This window comes from Pantoea sp. ANP04 (genome assembly GCF_041982285.1).
Taxonomy (GTDB): Bacteria; Pseudomonadota; Gammaproteobacteria; order Enterobacterales; family Enterobacteriaceae; genus Pantoea; species Pantoea eucalypti.
In genome coordinates, this window is sequence record NZ_JAUTYS010000194.1 from 1 (window position 1) to 516 (window position 516).

Below are 516 nucleotides of genomic sequence, written 5' to 3' on the forward strand. Positions count from 1 at the left end.
TGGACACACCAGGGCACAAGCGCCGCAACCGGCACACAGATTCTGATCGAGCACCGTTAGTTTCAATAACATCCCTGTCATCTTGGACAAGCCTCGTGTGCCGTTTTCCGGGTGCAGCCGGCCGCGCCCCTGCGAATCAGGGGCGGGCAGAACCTGCAGTGCTGAAGGGGCCGCTGACGGTCAGCTCAAAGCGGGCGTTCCATCTTGATGATTTCGATGGAGACCGGGCTGTTGCCCCGGCTGAAAGTACCTTCGCCGATCTTCTGGAAGCCGTGATGGGCATAGAAGCCTTCGGCCGTCAGAGTCGCCTCCAGGTAAGCGGAGCGGGCACCGCTGGCCCGCAGTCGAGCGAGCGCCACCTCCAGCAAGCGGCTGCCGATACCGCGCCTGGCACCGTCGCCACGCATGAACAACTTGCTGATCTCGTTGCCGTCGAGCTCGACGAAACCTTCGATCTGCTCGCCCTCGGCCAGCCACAACAAGCCCTTTTCCACGGCTTCGCGGTAGGTTTCCGGC

The 516-nt window shown here is 62.6% G+C and carries 2 protein-coding genes; both read right to left on the reverse strand.

The genetic code is table 11. From position 1 onward, the window contains the following. On the reverse strand, window positions 1–81 hold an 81-nt coding region (locus Q7C21_RS23065; RefSeq protein ID WP_375151250.1), incomplete at its 3' end, for a 4Fe-4S binding protein. A 104-nt stretch (window positions 82–185) separates the two neighbouring features. Then, window positions 186–516, reverse strand: a 331-nt coding sequence (locus Q7C21_RS23070; protein WP_375151249.1) for a GNAT family N-acetyltransferase, incomplete at its 5' end; no start/stop codon positions are given.